This window comes from Paenibacillus sp. HB172176, from assembly GCF_011947265.1.
Classification (GTDB): domain Bacteria; phylum Bacillota; class Bacilli; order Paenibacillales; family Paenibacillaceae; genus Pristimantibacillus.
Map to the genome: position 1 here is coordinate 26,581 of NZ_JAATHD010000012.1, position 15,910 is coordinate 42,490.

The following is a 15,910-nucleotide window of genomic DNA, read 5'->3' on the forward strand; positions in this document are numbered from 1 at the left end:
ACTTTATCTGTATGCTCGGCATGTCCGCTTCCATGTCAGTCATTTTTCGAGTATGATGAAAAGGAGCAGGATATCCACGTCTCGGGAGCGAATAGTTCTAGAAGGGGATGCAGATCATGTAGGAGGTAAGCCATGGCTAACGATGAGCTGAATGAGATGATTGAGGAGCTGTGCCACAGCAAAGCGGAGGAATTCAGATTAATCGGCTATGAGCATGTGACGGGCGAGGAAGTATGGGAATGCGTCAACGCCAAGTACGCGAAGAAGGGACAGCCTGAGCTGCATGAGCTTGTCAATGATATTTTATCGCTCAAAGTCACGCAATTTATGAACTTTTTGACTATAAACGCATATAAAGGAACCCCATTCTGAGCACTGCGGGTTCTTTTCTTTTTGACTCGATTTTGCGGCATCTGTATAATGGGACTATTGAGATCATAAGGAGGATTCAGACGTATGTTCGGGAAGAGAATAATTGCCTTCCTTGCGGTCGTGGTCGTGCTGTTCGGCGTGATCGCTTGGACAAGCCCTGCAATGATTAAGGATGTGAAGCTCGGCCTTGATCTGAAGGGCGGATTCGAGGTGCTCTATGAAGCGGTTCCATTCGAAGGGGGCTCGGAGGTAACACAGGATTCATTGAAAAAAACGGCGGAAAGCTTGAAGAAGCGCGTTGACGAAAGCGGTGTCGCGGAACCTGAGATAACAACAGAAGGCTCCAATCGCATTCGGGTAAGACTCGCGGGCGTAACCGACGAGGACGCGATGCGCGAGCTTCTGGCCAAGCCGATCAATCTGACGTTCAGAGCGCCGGACGGAACGGTGGAGCTCGACGGAACGGATTTCAAGGAGGGCGGCGCAGGCGTTGCCTACGACAGTCTGAATCATCCCATTGTAACGATTGAATTGAAAGACGCGGGCAAGATGGAGGAAGTAACGACCAAGCTGCTTGGTCAGACGCTGGCCATCTATCTGGACGAAGAAGAAATCTCCGCGCCTAATATTACGCAGGTCATAACGGGCAAGACGGCGCAGATCACGCTTGGTTCCGACGGAACGATCGACGAAGCGAAAAATTTGCGCGATTTGATCAATATGGGTTCTTTGCCGCTCAAGCTCAATGAGAAATATACGCAGAGCGTAGGCGCCAAGCTGGGTCAAAAGTCGCTAGACGACACGGTGATGGCGGGCGTTATCGGCTCATTGATCGTACTCGTATTCATGATTGTTATATTTCGCATTCCGGGCTTTGTCGCATCAATTACGATTATTACGTATGCGTGGCTGCTGATTCTGGTTATGAATTTGATGAACGCGACCTTGACGCTGCCCGGAATCGCGGCCTTCGTGCTCGGCGTCGGCATAGCGGTGGATGCCAACATTATTACCGCGGAACGGATCAAGGAAGAAATTCGCAGCGGCAAGAGCATGCTCTCTTCCCTGAAAGCGGGCTCGAAGAGCTCGACGCGCACCATTATGGATGCGAATATTACAAGCATCATCGCCAGCGTCGTGCTGTATTACATCGGCGACGGCGCTATCAAAGGCTTTGCTCTTACGATGATTTTCAGCATCTTGGTCAGTGTGCTTACGAATGTGTTTCTCGCTCGCTTCCTCATGACGCTGCTCGTTCGGAGCAATCGATTCTTGAAACCGGGCTTCTACGGTGTGAAGGAGGCGGAAATCCGTGAACTATAATACGAAAATCCGGTATGATATTATTCGCAACAAAAACAAGTTTCTCTATTTTTCCCTGGCGCTTACCATTGTGGGCATCTTGTCGCTCATCATCTTTCATCTGAATCTCGGCGTTGATTTCAAGGCCGGCACTAATATGGATATTTCGGTGAGCAAATCCGCTACGCAAACGGAGGTTAATGATGTTCTGGCGGCGGAAGGCTATGCAAAAGCAACGCCTACAGTCGGCGGCAGTGGCAACGAACGCATCTCGATTCGTTTCGACGAGGTTCTGGACAATGATCAGAAGAACAAGGTGCTGGACGCGTTCAAGGCGAAGTACGGCGATGATCTGACCTCCGAGGTCAATATCGTGTCGCCCGATATCGCCCGCGAGCTTGGCGTGAAGACGATCTGGGCAATTCTGATTGCCAGCGTCGGCATCATGCTCTACGTGATGATTCGCTTTGAATGGCGCTTTGCGCTTGCCGCGAACATCTCGATTCTGTATGACAGCTTTATCGTTATCGCGATCTTCTCGATCTTCCGACTGGAGGTCGATCTGCCGTTCATTGCGGCTGTTCTTACAACGCTCGGTTATTCGATCAATGACAAAATCGTTATTTTCGACCGCATCCGCGAGAATCTGCGCTTCGCGCAGTTGAAGACGGATGATCAATTGGTTGAGCTCGTCAACGCCAGTATTTGGCAGACGATGGCTCGAAATATTTATACCGTATTGACGGTCGTCATTGTAACGCTCAGCATCTTCTTGCTCGGGAGCTCGTCGATTAAGCTGTTCTCGCTGGCCTTGTTGATCGGTCTTATTAGCGGAGCTTACTCCACGATCTGTATAGCAAGTCCATTATGGCTGATGTTGAAACGAGGACAGAAGCAGAAGGGAAAAGCGGCGGGGAAGACGGCGTCTTAAGACAGCCTCATTCATTTCACAGCTACTTGGGAGGTATAAGGTACACATGTCAAGCGGTCAGCGAAATTCGAGAAGAAGAAGGTCAGGCTTTGGACGCTTTTGGGAAAGCATGCTCGGCGCATTATCCGGGCGCGGCAGCGCGGTTCGCAATACTGCGGATCTTTCGAGAGACGCAGAAGATTTCATGCAAATCGTTCAGCGCGTGGAAGGCGTTGTGACCGTAGAATCTCTCAGAGCAAGAGAGCAAGGCCATTATGTTATCGCGGAAATCGTGATCAGCGTCAATCCGCGAATTTCAGTTCTGGAAGGACAAGAAATCGCGAATAAGGTGAAGCTCCTGCTGATGCATCGCTTCTTGCATCTGTCGGATGTCTCCATCCATGTAGAGCCGTATAATCCAGGGTATCCATACAAATCCAATCATGATCCCAATCAAGAGCAGATGCCGACACTGCTGCAATAAAGGATGAACCAGCAGGAAGGAGATTGCGAAGGTGATTGAAGCGAAGACAAGATGGGCGGTTGCTCCCTGGACGGATGTTCAGGAGCAGCAAGCCGGGCAACTGAGCGCGACAATGAATTTGCCGCCGCTCGTTACCAAATTATTAGTGCAGAGAGGGTATACGGATGAGATCAGCGCTCATCCGTTTCTTTATGGAGGCGAGGAGCAGTTTCATGATCCGTATCTGCTGCACGGCATGGAGGCCGCGGTCGCAAGAATTCGGCAAGCGAAGGAATCGGGAGAGAAGGTGCGGATATACGGCGATTATGATGCAGACGGCGTATCCAGCACTTCTCTTCTCATTCTATTGTTCCGGGAGCTGGAGTTGGACTTCGACTATTACATACCGCATCGCGCGCTCGAGGGCTACGGACTGAACAGGGCCGCGATTGCGCTTGCGGCGGAGCAAGGCGTGCGTTTGATTGTGACGGTGGATACGGGAATCAGCGCCTTCGAAGAAGTGGAGTATGCCAAGGAGCTTGGCATGGATATGGTTATTACCGATCATCACGAGCCCCCGGAGCGAATCCCCGCGGCATGCGCCGTCGTGAATCCAAAGCTTGAGCAATGCGCGTACCCGTTCAAGGGATTGGCAGGTGTCGGAGTCGCGTTCAAGCTCGCTTCGGCGCTGCTCGGGCGACCGCCAATCGAATGGACGGACATTGCAAGCATGGGCACGGTAGCCGATCTAATGCCGCTTACCGATGAGAATCGCGTGCTCGTCAAGCTGGGGCTGGATCAGATCAGAACGAATGCGAGAATCGGTTATCGCGCTCTGGCGGAGGTCTGCGGCGTGGAGCTGCCCACTGTCCAGTCGACGTCTATCGGCTTTTCGATGGCGCCTCGCATCAATGCGGCGGGACGGCTCGATCATGCGAAGAGGGCGGTCGAGCTGCTCACAGCCGCCGATTACGACGATGCGATTCAGGAGGCGATCAGACTCGATAGCCTGAACAAGGAGCGTCAGCGCATCGTGGATGAAATCGTGAATGAGGCCGAGCAGCAATGGGCTGACAAATGCGAAAGAGCTGAGGCTGCCGGAGAGAAGGCTCCTGCCGTCATTGTGCTTGCGGGAGAAGGCTGGAATGTCGGCGTTGTCGGCATAGTCGCCTCCAAGCTGCTCGAGCGACATTATCGACCGGTTATCATATTCGGCATCGATGCGGAAACGCGCAAATGCAAGGGCTCGGCGCGCTCAATCGAAGGCTTCGACCTGCATGCGGCTCTTACGCGTCATGAAGGTCTGCTCGATCATTACGGCGGCCATCAGGCGGCTGCGGGCATGACGCTCGAGGAAGCGAAGCTTGATGAACTGGAAGCCGGATTATCCGCGCTTGCTTTGGAATGGGTTTCCGAGGAGCAATGGATACCGAGAACCGTAATCGATCTTGCTTGCGGCATTGAGGACGCTGGTCTTGGCACGATATCTCAGCTCTCGCTTCTGGAGCCGTTCGGGATGGGCAATCCATCTCCCCTGCTGCTGTTCGAGGATATTGAGCTGGCAGACCGCAGGGCGATTGGCAAGGACGCCAAGCATCTGAAGCTGTCGCTTGCCAAGGGGAGAAGAATGCTCGATGCGATCGGCTTTGGCATGGGCGAGAAGGCGGGAGCGATGCACGGCGGAACCAGACTGGACGTGGTCGGCGAGTTGTCGGTCAATGAATGGAATGGACAGAGCAAGCCGCAGCTGCGCCTGCTTGATCTGCGTTCCAAGGCGAAGAGCTGGAACCGATTCCCGAGCCGCGATCAATTCGGCGCGGTATATCAGCAGATCAGGCGCAACGGACAAACGCCGCTCAGCGTACTATACGACACCATTCCAAGCTCGCTTGGGTTGACGAAGGACGAGATCCGGCTTATGCTGGACGTATTCAAGGAGCTTCGATTTGTCGAAATCAGAAGCGGCGTCGTGCTTGCGGCGCAAGCTCCGGAGAAGCGGGAGCTTGCTTCATCCAGGCATTATCAAGCCGCATGGGCGCAATATGAGCAAGCAACGTCTCTAGCCTGACCGGAACGCCGGGGTTGGCTGAATGTGAGTGGCGGATTTAACAGGTTGAACCGTATTATAGAGAGGAATGACATGAGTTGACAGATAGATCCTATCATTTCAAAGATTATATTCGGGTAATTCCCGATTTCCCGCAGCCTGGCATTCGGTTCAAGGACATCACAACGCTGCTGAAGAACGGCGAGGTGTATCGCGCGGCTATCGAGGAGATGAGAGCCGCTGTGGAGCACATGAATATCGACGTCATTGCCGGCCCCGAAGCCCGCGGCTTTGTAGTCGGCGCTCCGCTGGCGTTGGCGCTGGGAGTGGGTTTCGCCCCGATTCGCAAGAGCGGCAAGCTGCCGGGCGAGACGATAACGGCGAGCTACGATCTCGAGTACGGGAATGATCAACTGGCGATGCACAAGGATGCTATTTCTCCGGGGCAGCGCGTGCTGATAGCCGATGATTTGCTTGCGACCGGGGGCACAATCGCCACATCGATGAATTTGATTCGCCAGCTGGGAGGAGAGGTTGTCGGAGCGGCCTTCCTGATTGAGCTTGGCTATTTGCCGGGCCGCAGCAAGCTGGGCGACATCGATATTTTCTCATTGATGACCTATGAATAATTAGCAAGCTTTCGATGAAAGCCGCTCGTTTAAGCCGTCTTCGATCATTGGCGTCCATGGCGCCGATGAAGCAGACGGTTTATTTCGAATGACAAGGATTAAAGGGTCGAAACTCGACGAATTCCTCGCTTCTCGCGTAATAGTAAGTTGACGAGTCGGCGCTACTAAAGGCATAATATTATAAAACTCGGAAATTGGATGAACAATATAAATGGCGTTAACCGTTTACGCTTGGGAAGGGACGTTTCATGGGCATAGAGCAGTTACTTGAGAAGGCATCCGTCTATATGAAAGAGCAGGACCTTATTCGCATTAAGGAAGCCTACGATTTCGCAGAGCAAGCCCATCACGGACAAGTGCGGAAATCGGGAGAGCCTTATATTCTGCATCCTGTCACCGTTGCCGATATTCTGGTCGATATGGGCATGGACGTGCTGTCGATTATTGCGGCGCTGCTGCATGATGTTGTGGAAGACACAACCGTGGATCTGCAGACCGTTCGCGCGAAATTCGGCGAAACCTGCGCTATGCTTGTCGACGGGCTGACGAAGCTCGAGAAGATTCGGTTTCAATCGAAGGAAGAGCAGCAGAACGAGAATTATCGCAAAATGTTCGTGGCGATGGCTCAGGATATTCGCGTCATCTTGATTAAGCTTGCCGATCGGTTGCATAATATGCGGACGCTCAAATATCAGTCGGAAGAATCGCAGCGTCGAATTGCTTACGAGACGTTGGAAATTTTTTGCCCTATCGCGCATCGGCTCGGGATTTCGGCGATTAAGTGGGAGATGGAGGATATCGCGCTGCGCTATCTTAATCCTCAGCAATACTACCGCATTGCCAATCTCATGAAGAAGAAGCGCGCGGAGCGCGAGCAATTTATCGACGACGTCATCTCGCGCATCTCTGAGAAGCTTGACGAGATGGGCATCGAAGGCGATATATCAGGCAGACCGAAGCATCTCTACAGTATTTATAAGAAAATGACGTCGCGAAACAAACAATTCAATGAAATTTATGATTTGATGGCAATTCGAATCATCGTGGATAATATTAAAGATTGCTACGCGACGCTTGGCATTATTCATACGCTGTGGAAGCCGATGCCCGGCCGGTTCAAGGATTACATCGCGATGCCGAAGGCGAATATGTATCAATCGCTGCATACGACGGTTATCGGTCCGAACGGCGAGCCGACCGAGGTGCAGATTCGCACCTGGGAGATGCACCGCACCTCGGAATACGGGATTGCGGCGCATTGGGCTTATAAGGAAGGCATGATCGTGCCGGACGGCAATTTCGAGGACAAGATGTCATGGTTCAGAGAAATTCTGGAGCTGCAGAACGAAACGCGCGACGCTTCCGAATTTATGGAATCGCTCAAGATGGATTTTTTCGCGGATCTCGTCTTCGTGTTCACGCCAAGCGGAGAAGTCATCGAGCTGCCGGCTGGATCGGTGCCGCTGGACTTCGCTTATCGCATTCATACGGAGGTCGGCAATCGAACGATTGGCGCGAAGGTGAACAGCCGGATTGTGCCGCTCGACCATAAGCTGAAGACAGGCGATATTGTTGAAATTCTCACCTCGAAGCATTCCTATGGACCCAGCCAGGATTGGGTCAAGATCGCGCAGTCCTCGCATGCGAGAAGCAAGATCAGGCAGTGGTTCAAGAAGGAGAAGCGGGAAGAGAATGTGGCGAAGGGACGCGAGCTGCTCGAGAAGGAGCTGAAGCGTCTCGGGCTGGAGCCGGCGGTCTGGATGGCGGATGAGAAGCTGCTGGAAGCCGCGTCGAAGTTCGCCTTCCATGATATCGAGGATATGATGTCCGCGATTGGCTTCGGAGGAATTACGGCTACTCAGATCTGCACTCGTCTTACGGAGAAGCTGCGCAAGGAAGCCGAGGAGGCAAAGCAAATCGAGCTCTCCGGCGAGATGAAGGAAATTAAAGCAAGCGCACCCGGCAAGAAGAGCAGACCAAGTCACGGCGTTACCGTCAAGGGCGTGGAGAATCTCCTGATTCGATTCGCGCGCTGCTGCAATCCTGTTCCGGGAGATGAGATTGTCGGCTATATTACACGCGGCAGAGGCGTGTCGATTCATCGCATGGATTGCCTGAACATTCCCTTCGGCGAGGATGGCGAGGAAGCGGAACGCATTATAGAGGTGGAATGGGAGGATTCCGTCGACGCGAGTTACAGCGTCGACATCGAGATAACCGGCAATGATCGAAGAGGCTTGCTGAACGAGGTGCTTCAGGCGGTCTCCGAAAGCAAGACGAATATTTCGGCGGTAACAGGGCGTTCAGTCAAGAATAAAATGGCGCTTATTCATATGACAGTGCTCATTCGCAATATTGAACATTTGACATCTGTAGTGGACAAGATTAAGCGAGTGAAGGATATTTATTCGGTACAGCGCATTATGCAATAAAGGAGTCTGAAGCGTGAAAATAGTCGTGCAGCGAAGTAAACAGGCGAAGGTGACTGTGCAAGGGGAGACGGTAGGCGAGATTGCGCACGGCTATGTCTTGTTAGTCGGCATTACGCATGAGGATACCGCGTCGGATGTGAAATGGATGGCGGACAAAGTGTCGGGGCTGCGGATATTCGAGGATGACGCGGAGAAGATGAATCTGTCCATCCTTGATGTCGGAGGCGCTGTCTTGTCGGTGTCGCAGTTCACGCTGTACGGCGATTGCCGCAAGGGCCGCAGGCCTAATTTCATGGCTGCTGCGAGACCTGAGCAAGCAAAGGAGCTTTACGAGCTGTTCAATGAACAATTGCGTGCTGCGGGCTTGACCGTTGCGACCGGCCGCTTCGGGGCCATGATGGAGGTAGAGCTCGTGAATGACGGACCCGTCACCTTAATTTTGGAAAGCGGCGCTTAATATTGTCATATCCGGGGCAACAATAAGAGTAAGCCGATTTAACGGCAAATTCTTATTGGAGGTAGCGCCTGTGCATCAATCAAGGAAAGAGCAAGGAATGGAGCGGATATCGCGAGGCCTGCTGCAGCCTGATCTGAGAGAAGCTGGCGTTTTTGCTGAGCTTGAGACGGATATCGAGGCCGCGGAAGAATGGGGAGCGAAGGGGATGGGGCTGCATGCGCGTCGTTCCGGCAGCGGTCGTCTTCTGTAAAACGCTTTCGAATTTGTAATATTCCTGTAATCCAATTCTAACGTTGTTTTAACAACCTCATCCTATAATAGAACTCGACCCCCTTTTTAAAAATATATTTCTTTAGGACCTGCGATTGCGTATCGCAGGTTTTTTTCTGTCGACTTGCCCGCAGGAGCTTTCATTCAAACACGCCTTAATCTTGCCGCTTGAAATATTGCTTCGGCGTTGAGCCGTAATGCCGCTTGAACAAGCGTATGAAGTAGCTGGTCTCCAGGCCGAGCTGCTGCGCGACTTTGTCGACGGTGATGCCCGGTTGATCACGGAAGAGCTGTACGGAGCGCAGCATGCGCAGTTGGATGATATATTGCTGCGGCGTGACGCCGAATTGCCCAAGAAACAGGCGGTGGAAATGCTGCACAGAATAGCCGACGGAGCGAGCGACATTCGTAATGGTCAGACGCTCATGATAATGATTATGGATAACCTCGATGGCGGATTGCAACGCGTCTCTATTGTCCCCATCGGCAAGCCTCGGCATAACCTTGCGCTCGGCGCTCGGCTCGCCCTCCAGCAGCGTGATGAGCAGGCCGTACAACTGTCTGGAAGCTTCCCAATACGCGTTCTCTCCGTTATGGCTAATAAGCTGCCATAGGCCCTCGAGCTGAGCCCACAGCTGCTTGAACTTGACGCAGGGCACGGCTTGAAGATGGAAACGAGTCAATGCGTCAAGCATCGGCTTCGCGGTTTCTCCGTCGAAAGCGATAAAGCCGAGCTCCCAAGCCCCTTGCGTTGGATCGGGTGTATAGACATGCCCGAGATTGGCGGGCAGCAGCATCGCTTCTCCGCTTGAAAGCACGATTCGTTGCTCATCGTTGACCACGAAAGAGCCGCGGCCGCTTCGACATAAGAACAGTTGTTGAGCGGGATAACCTTCCGGTCGTATAATTTGCTTCTGCTCATGGCTGCCGACGGCGCAGAGATAGAGGGGCAGCACATTTTTGAGATTCGCATATTCCGCAAGCAAAAATGGCATCATCACATTCTACCTCCCCGATGTTCTTATTGTACGATTATTCGCTTCTTCTATTCTATGATTATAGCCCCGACTCCAGTAATATCAAACTATCCATAAGAGAATAAGACGACAATGAAGGAGTGGGTCGAATGATGAAGCAAGCCCCGATCAGCGCCAAGCTGCCTGTCATGATGCATGGAGCCGATTATAATCCCGATCAATGGTTGAATTATCCGGAGGTGCTTAAGGAGGATATCAGACTCATGAAGCTTGCAGGCTGCAATGTGATGGCGGTCGGCATCTTCTCTTGGGCTTCGTTAGAGCCGGAAGAGGGCAGATTCACCTTCGAATGGTTGGACCGGTTGCTCGACAGCTTTGCGGACAATGGCATCTACGCATGGCTTGCAACACCGACCGGAGCACGGCCGAACTGGATGTCGGAAAAGTATCCCGAGGTGCTCCGCGTCGGGCCGAATCGCGTTCGCAATCTGCATGGCATGAGGCATAATCATTGCTACAACTCGCCGATTTTCCGGGAGAAGACAAAAATCATCAATAGCAAGCTTGCGCAGCGCTACGCGAAGCATCCCGCCGTTATCGGCTGGCATATCAACAATGAATATTCGGGAGAATGCCATTGCGACTATTGTCAGGGCGCATTTCAGGAATGGATTCGCCGGAAGTACGAGAGCTTGGACGCGCTTAATGAAGCATGGTGGACAACCTTCTGGGCGCATACGTATTCAAGCTGGAGTCAGATTGAATCGCCGGCTCCCCACGGCGAGTTCGCGGTGCATGGTCATAATTTGGACTGGCGCCGATTCGTAAGCGATCAGCATATTGATTTTCTGCAATTCGAGATTGAAGCCGTTCGTCCTTTCAATCCGTCATTGCCGGTTACGACCAACATGCATATGATCGAAAGCATCGATTACCGGAAGATGGCGAAGCGGCTTGACGTGGTTTCCTGGGACGCTTATCCGACCTGGCATGATCGGAAGGACGACAGCGAGCTGGGCGCTTATTTCGGCTTCTACCATGATTTGTTCCGCTCGCTGCTTCGGAAGCCGTTCGTGCTGATGGAGAGCACGCCGAGCATGACGAACTGGCAGGGAGTCAGCAAGCTGAAGCAGCCTGGCATGCACAAGCTCTCCTCTCTCCAAGCGGTGGCTCACGGCTCGGATTCCATTCAATATTTTCAGTGGCGGAAGAGCAGGGGCTCCAGCGAGAAGTTTCATGGAGCGGTCGTCGACCATGCCGGACATGAGCATACCCGCGTATTCCGCGACGTCGCTTCACTGGGAGGAACGCTTGCTGAATTGACGGAGCTTGTCGGAACGACAAGGCCGGCGGAAACGGCGATTCTGTTCGATTGGGACAATCGCTGGGCGATCAAGGACGCCCAAGGGCCGCGCAACAGCGGGCTGCATTACGAAGAGACCGTGCATGCGCATTACAAGGCCTTCTGGGAGCAGGGCGTGCCGGCAGACATCATCGGCTCCGAGGATGGATTTGAAGGTTATAAGCTCATTGTGGCTCCGATGCTCTATCTGTGCAGCGAGGAGACCGGACGCAAGCTGCAGCAATTCGTCGAGGACGGCGGCACGCTCGTCACGACCTATTGGTCGGGCGTTGTGAATGAAACCGACTTATGCCATCTCGGAGGTTTCCCGGGGCCGCTGCGGAAGACGCTTGGAATCTGGGCGGAGGAGATTGAGGCGCTTCATGATCATGAAGCCAATTCAATTACGATGCTCGAAGGCAATGCCCTCGGGCTGCAAGGGTCATTTAAAGCGGTGGAATTATGCGAGCTGATTCATTCGGAAGGAGCGGAGGCGCTGGCCGTCTATGGAGAGAGCTTTTTTGCCGGAAGGCCGGCTCTCACGGTGAATAAGCTTGGCGCAGGCCGTGCCTATCATATGGCGGCGCGTCATCAAGATGATTTCTTGAACGCTTTCTATGTCGGAATCGTACGGGATTGCGGAATAAAGAGAGCCGTCGACGCCGTGTTGCCTGCGGGCGTGACTGCACAGGTAAGAACGGACGGCTTGAAGGATTATATCTTCCTGATGAATTTCAGCGGCATTCTGCAGGAGATTACTCTTGATGATTGCTCGTATACGGATGCGGAGAGCGGTCTGCCGATAGAACAGCAGCTGAAGCTTGATGTTCATGGCGTTCGTGTTGTATGCAGAACGCGCGAATAGCGAGCTTGCGCCCTGCTGCGTTCATTGCTCGGGTTCCTTCGGCAGCCTGTCGAGAATGTCCGGAATTCGGAGCTCCTGCAGCATTGCGATCACCTCTTGCGTATTGCTCAGATCGAATTTCCGCAGAATGCTGTTGATTTGGGATTTGAGCGTGGATGGCTCGACATGGCGCGCCTCGCATATTTGCTGGCGAGTCGCTCCTGTCAGCAGCATTTTCAACACCTCGAGCTCGGTAGGCGTCAACTGCGTGAGCATATGAAAGGTATGCAGCAGACTGTTCTCCATTGTGCGGATGCGTTTGAACTCCTTTGTAATTTTTCCGGCTATATTGGCATGCAGCGAAGGCGTGCCTTCGTAGGCATCCCGAATGGCGGCGACGATGTCGGAGGCCGGCATGTTTTTCAGCAAATAGTTGGTTGCTCCGATGTCGAAGGCCTGATAGACGGTTTCGTCCGTCTCGCAGACGGTGAGCATGACAATGCGGATGTCCGGCATATAGGCGAGGATTTCCGAGGTTGCGCGCAAGCCCGCCTGCTTGTCCTCCAGCTCGATGTCCATCAGTATGACATCGGGCTTGGCGAGCGCGGCGAGCAGCGTCGCTTCATAGCCCGTTGCCGCGCTGCCGACGCACTGCATGCCCTTCTCCTTCGACAGAATCATCCCGTACCGCTTGGCGATCAAAGCATTGTCCTCTACAATCAGCACCTTGATCATTGCTTCTCCTCCCATTTCTCATAATTGTTGACCGCGAACAGAGGCAGCACGATCAGAAAGATCGTCCCTTCGCCGAGCCGGCTTTCTACCTTAATTTTGCCGTCATGGGACGCGATAATGCTGCGGCACATTGACAGGCCCATTCCCCAATTCGTCGATGTCGGCTTGGAGGAATAGAAGGGCTCGAACATTTGCTCCTGAATTTCCTCCGGAATGCCCGGTCCGTTGTCCCTCACGCCTATTTCCGCCCATTTGCCCCGTACCTGCACATCAACATGAATCTCCTTCGCCTTTCGCTTCACAGTCGTCAACGCTTCGTACGCGTTAGTCAATAATTGCTCCAAAGCTTCGCCAAGATAATACGAATCCGCCATGACAAGCGGCTCGATCGACGCATGGGACATGCTGATGTCGATTCCGGTGAGCTCCTGTCGCTTTCGCTGGATGATAGCTTCAAGAATAGGAATAATTCGCAAGGGCTTGAGATCGATTTTGGAGGTCAGCGCCTTGCGATGAATATCATCCAGACGATCATAAATGCTGCGGCAGCGATCTTCTATAACGCGAATCTCCGGAACGAGCTCCGGCGCGTTCTCGCACATCATTTCCAGAAATTCGGATTGCGCCATCAGAGCCAGCATTTCATTCTTCAGATAATGACTGAACACGCGCGATGTGAGCAGGGCCGAATCAATATTTCTCGAGATGACGGCCTTGTCGTTCCGAATGCTGTTCTGTATCTTGCTGTAACGATAGACCGCATATACGCTAATGAGCAAGCCGAAGATAGAGATGTAGGGCAGCAGCGTGTACATGAAGGGAGGTCCCGCCAGAATAATCGGGTTGTACCGAATGAAATGCGCGGCCTTGGACACGGTCACCTGAAGGTTCGGCGCCCAGAAATTAATATAGGCGTAGGTCAATTGCACCGTCAAATAACATAATAGAATCATGAAAGCGTTGGTTCGCAGCTGCCGCACCCGCGGTGTCTTCGCAAGCATATAAAAGATCAGGGCGACCCCGGCGGCAAGCGAGATATTGTTGACGACAAGGGTCGCCGAATGAAGAATGTCGTACAGCTTGGCAATAGCCTGCGATGTCAGATAATCGGGATACAGTCTGTAATAGAGCCAGGCATAGATTCGGGGATCGTAGCCGAGCGTCTGCAGCAGTCCCGGAACGGCCAATACGCTTAGCAGGATGCGTTGGCGCCTCGGCTGGATATGGAAAGCAAGCAGGATGGCCGCGGCCAGGCTGAAATAGAGGAAGAGCATGCTGCTGATATTGAAAAAACGGATGAGCAGCTCTCTCGATATCGGCAAAAACAATAATTGATTCTGGAAGGAGCGCGTGATGCCGAAATAATGATACAAGCTGTTGTAATAGTAGGCGTCCTTGGAAAGATAAATAATGATGCAGACAATAACAAGCAGATAAGAAAATCCCATGCCCAGCATGCATAACGTCGCTTTGCCGAAGTTGCGCTGCGCGAGACAAGCGACCGCGACGGCGATAAAGAGGATGAAGGTTACGAATAATACCATAGGCTTCCCACCTTGCAGGTTCGTCTGAATAGTCTAGGCTATCAACCAGGCGTTGTAAAGGTTGAAATATCGTCCACCCTCGAGGATAGCGGCGATGCCGGGCTGATCAAAAGGCTTTTCGGCTTGAAGTCGGACTATGAGAGTCGCGGCAGAGCGTTTATCCGATAATTATAGCTTGGCTAAGCTTATCCGCATCCATCCATCCATGGAGGATGAAAGTTCAACCTTACGCTGCCGCTTCGCCAGCTTTAGAATGAGACTATAACGCGAAAGGGAAGGGGCAAAAGCAATGAATAGAAAAACAGCAATGCTGATACTGGCGTTGACGCTGACAAGCGCGGCTGCGCTTGGCGGCTGCGGCAGCAAGAACGAGGACAATAACTCAGGTTCAACCGGTTCCGAAAAGGCGGTTCTCCAATATTACACCTGGACGGATGAAGAGGATTATATGAAAAAAATCGTAGACGCCTTCAATAACGCGCACAGCGATATCGAGGTGAAGCTGAATACGATCAGCAATAATTCAAACGAATACAGCACGCGCATCATGAACAACCTGACCGGAGGCTCCAGGATGGACGTGTTCAGCATTAACGGAACTGCCGATCTTGGAACCTACGCCTCCAAAAATCAATTGGTCGATTTGTCCGATCGAGTCAAAAGCGCCAACATGGACGTCGGCGCGTACGGCCCAAGCTTCCAGGATATTACGGACAAGCTTACGGGCGGCGTTTATTACGCCCTGCCATACCGGACTTCGCAATACGCTTTATTTTATAATAAAAAGCTGTTCGACGAGGCGGATCTTCCTTATCCGGAGCAGATGACCTGGGACGAGTATGCGGATCTGGCGAAGCAATTGACGAAGGGAGAAGGCTCTGACAAGCAGTGGGGCGGTTATTTCGCGGACTGGCTTACGGCGCCGCTCGGCGCACTTCAGTCCGGAAGCAGCATTCTGGACGATAATCTGGATCCCGAAGCGGATTGGCTCTCCTTCCTTAATCGAATTTACTATGACGACAATTCGCATATGAGCTACAAGCAGATGAAGGCGGAGAGCACGGACTGGATCAAGCAGTTCGAGGTAGGCAATGTCGCAATGCTGGTCAACGGCGAATGGACGCTCAATATGCTTCAGGCCGACATCGCGTCGGGCGCGGCCGACATTGATTTCGACATGGCGCCGCTGCCGCTTCCCGCAGGCGTCGACTCGCCGATAACGGTAGGCGGGGTCAGCACGTTCATCGGCATCAATCAGCGGAGCGAGCATCAGGATGCCGCCTTCGAATTCGTGAAGTTCGTCGCCGGAGAGGAAGGCGGGAGCATGATTGCCGATTCAAGCGTGCTCCCAGCCTACTCCAGCGATGGGACGAAGTCCTCCTTCCTGCAAGCGACCGGCATTCAAGGCAGCGGCTATTTCTTCGATGCCAAGACCGTCGTGGAGAATCAGCCGATCGCCCAGATCAATGAAGTCAATCGTGTGTTCAGCGAGCAGAGAGATCTCTATCTCTTCCAGCAGCAAGATCTTGCCAAGACGATTGACGAATTCGAGAAAGCGCGTCAATCCGTACTGGAGCAATAACGAG

General features: G+C 52.8%; 14 protein-coding genes. 11 read left to right on the top strand and 3 right to left on the bottom strand.

Annotation, left to right across the window (positions count from 1 at the left end; genetic code table 11):
• The first annotated feature begins 132 nt into the window (after nucleotides 1–132).
• The 9 genes from HFP08_RS16175 to HFP08_RS16215 all read left to right on the top strand — a co-directional run bounded on the left by HFP08_RS16175 (nucleotide 133) and on the right by HFP08_RS16215 (nucleotide 8,862).
• Nucleotides 133–372 carry a post-transcriptional regulator gene (locus tag HFP08_RS16175; protein ID WP_168121643.1) on the top strand — a complete coding sequence of 80 codons (240 nt, stop codon included), beginning with the start codon at nucleotides 133–135 and terminating at the stop codon, nucleotides 370–372.
• 84 nt (nucleotides 373–456) lie between these two features.
• On the top strand, nucleotides 457–1,695 hold the full coding sequence (secD, locus tag HFP08_RS16180) for a protein translocase subunit SecD (RefSeq protein ID WP_168121644.1): 1,239 nt from the start codon (nucleotides 457–459) through the stop codon (nucleotides 1,693–1,695).
• Nucleotides 1,685–2,605, top strand: a complete 921-nt coding sequence (gene secF, locus HFP08_RS16185; protein WP_168121645.1) for a protein translocase subunit SecF — start codon at nucleotides 1,685–1,687, stop codon at nucleotides 2,603–2,605. Before secD ends, secF begins: the two co-directional genes overlap by 11 nt.
• A gap of 46 nt (nucleotides 2,606–2,651) precedes the next feature.
• The gene (locus HFP08_RS16190; protein WP_168121646.1) at nucleotides 2,652–3,068 is read left to right on the top strand and encodes a cation transporter dimerization domain-containing protein; all 417 of its coding nucleotides are present in this window, start codon (nucleotides 2,652–2,654) and stop codon (nucleotides 3,066–3,068) included.
• A gap of 31 nt (nucleotides 3,069–3,099) precedes the next feature.
• A complete protein-coding gene (gene recJ / locus HFP08_RS16195; RefSeq protein WP_168121647.1) occupies nucleotides 3,100–5,115 on the top strand; it encodes a single-stranded-DNA-specific exonuclease RecJ in 2,016 nt (671 codons plus the stop codon).
• A gap of 77 nt (nucleotides 5,116–5,192) precedes the next feature.
• A complete protein-coding gene (locus tag HFP08_RS16200) occupies nucleotides 5,193–5,723 on the top strand; it encodes an adenine phosphoribosyltransferase (protein WP_168121648.1) in 531 nt (176 codons plus the stop codon).
• Nucleotides 5,724–5,971: 248 nt separating this feature from the next.
• On the top strand, nucleotides 5,972–8,155 hold the full coding sequence (locus HFP08_RS16205) for a RelA/SpoT family protein (RefSeq protein ID WP_168121649.1): 2,184 nt from the start codon (nucleotides 5,972–5,974) through the stop codon (nucleotides 8,153–8,155).
• A 13-nt stretch (nucleotides 8,156–8,168) separates the two neighbouring features.
• Nucleotides 8,169–8,612, top strand: a complete 444-nt coding sequence (dtd, locus tag HFP08_RS16210; RefSeq protein ID WP_168121650.1) for a D-aminoacyl-tRNA deacylase — start codon at nucleotides 8,169–8,171, stop codon at nucleotides 8,610–8,612.
• 70 nt (nucleotides 8,613–8,682) lie between these two features.
• Entirely contained in the window at nucleotides 8,683–8,862 is a 180-nt protein-coding gene (locus HFP08_RS16215) for a hypothetical protein (RefSeq protein WP_168121651.1), read from the top strand.
• Nucleotides 8,863–9,037: 175 nt separating this feature from the next.
• Here HFP08_RS16215 and HFP08_RS16220 read toward each other — a convergent pair whose 3' ends face one another.
• Nucleotides 9,038–9,880: a helix-turn-helix transcriptional regulator gene (locus tag HFP08_RS16220; protein WP_168121652.1), complete on the bottom strand. Its 843-nt coding sequence runs from the start codon at nucleotides 9,878–9,880 to the stop codon at nucleotides 9,038–9,040.
• 131 nt (nucleotides 9,881–10,011) lie between these two features.
• Between HFP08_RS16220 and HFP08_RS16225 the strand changes: the two genes are divergently transcribed.
• The gene (locus HFP08_RS16225; RefSeq protein WP_168121739.1) at nucleotides 10,012–12,066 is read left to right on the top strand and encodes a beta-galactosidase; all 2,055 of its coding nucleotides are present in this window, start codon (nucleotides 10,012–10,014) and stop codon (nucleotides 12,064–12,066) included.
• A 21-nt stretch (nucleotides 12,067–12,087) separates the two neighbouring features.
• Here HFP08_RS16225 and HFP08_RS16230 read toward each other — a convergent pair whose 3' ends face one another.
• Together HFP08_RS16230 and HFP08_RS16235 are read right to left on the bottom strand one after the other, a co-directional pair.
• Nucleotides 12,088–12,780: a response regulator transcription factor gene (locus tag HFP08_RS16230; RefSeq protein ID WP_168121653.1), complete on the bottom strand. Its 693-nt coding sequence runs from the start codon at nucleotides 12,778–12,780 to the stop codon at nucleotides 12,088–12,090.
• A complete protein-coding gene (locus tag HFP08_RS16235; RefSeq protein ID WP_168121654.1) occupies nucleotides 12,777–14,324 on the bottom strand; it encodes a sensor histidine kinase in 1,548 nt (515 codons plus the stop codon). The genes HFP08_RS16230 and HFP08_RS16235 overlap by 4 nt, the downstream gene beginning before the upstream one ends.
• 289 nt (nucleotides 14,325–14,613) lie before the next feature.
• On the opposite strand from HFP08_RS16235, the gene HFP08_RS16240 reads away from it, so the two are divergent.
• On the top strand, nucleotides 14,614–15,906 hold the full coding sequence (locus HFP08_RS16240) for an ABC transporter substrate-binding protein (protein WP_168121655.1): 1,293 nt from the start codon (nucleotides 14,614–14,616) through the stop codon (nucleotides 15,904–15,906).
• Nucleotides 15,907–15,910: the final 4 nt, after the last annotated feature.